Genomic DNA, 1,070 nt, shown 5'->3' with positions numbered 1-1,070 from the left:
TGGCATTAATACTTATGGGTATGTTGGGGGAATCCGGTTATGTACTTTGACTCAAGTGGGTTAAGGGGAATACCTGTTCGCCCTAATTTAGTCCGGCCTGGCAGAGAGCTAGGGTGGACCTTTAGAAATCAAATTGAAGATTGGAATGCGACCCGAGAGGCCCTAGCCGAAGCAGGAAACCAATTTATAATGATACAAAAGTTGATTCAAGCTAATGATGCAAAGCGTTTTAGAGCTTGTTATTGCACTTCAACAAGAGCTTTGGATACGGGGTTCAGAAAAATAAAGCCAATAGGAAGCTCTCAATGCACTTCAGAAGATCAAAATGGAGACGGCGAGAATGATGTCACGGGCTTAGCGATAAATGGCTGCAACTGCAACTACTACTAAGCAATAAACTATATCGCTCACACTGGATATGCATTACAAGTTTCGAGGTGAAAATGAAGATTATAGGATTAAGTATTTTAGGGTTGCTCTTTATTGGTATATATCTATGCCTACTTTACGAGTTGTTTTTCAAAGGAGATAAAATAGGCTATTTAAAAACAGCCCTTTCCTTCGGATCCATTTCCTTATCTTTTGGATTTATATTCATGAACTTAATCTTATTAATAGTGATAATTTTCGCCGTAAAAAAGGTTAAATCATGAAAGAGTCAACTTATAAAAAACATATAATATCGTTATTCATATTATATCTATTTTATTATAATCTACCATTTCTATGGCCCTTTATTTACAGTCAGGAAACTCAAGCATTCCTCGAGTATTCTGGAACGAGATCTTTAATAGGTATATCAGGGATTTTTGTTTACTTAATTCCAGCAATGTACTTAGCTATCTGCTGCGGACTGTATTTCTTTTCTCTATATGCAAAATGGATCTTCACTGTATGGGTTCTCTCTAACGCTATCTTCGGTTCGGTTCTCTTCGGATATTCAGCTTCCGCCTACATTGATACGTCGCTGGGTTATATCATTGCTCTGTTAGAGGGTGCTGTGCTTACCATTATTCATTTTAGCGCTACCTCTAAGAGATTCCTAGATTCAACTAATCACAGCAACACTC

The 1,070-nt window shown here is 37.6% G+C and carries 1 protein-coding gene; it reads left to right on the top strand.

All coding sequences use genetic code 11. The annotated features are described in order from the left end of the window. Window positions 1-649 precede the first annotated feature (649 nt). The coding region (locus tag A10D4_RS14410) for a hypothetical protein (RefSeq protein WP_008490173.1) at window positions 650-1,070 on the top strand (421 nt) is incomplete at its 3' end.

Source organism: Idiomarina xiamenensis 10-D-4, assembly GCF_000299895.1.
Classification (GTDB): domain Bacteria; phylum Pseudomonadota; class Gammaproteobacteria; order Enterobacterales; family Alteromonadaceae; genus Idiomarina; species Idiomarina xiamenensis.
Note: the sequence above shows the minus strand (reverse complement) of the source record. Positions and strands in the feature narration are given on the sequence as shown.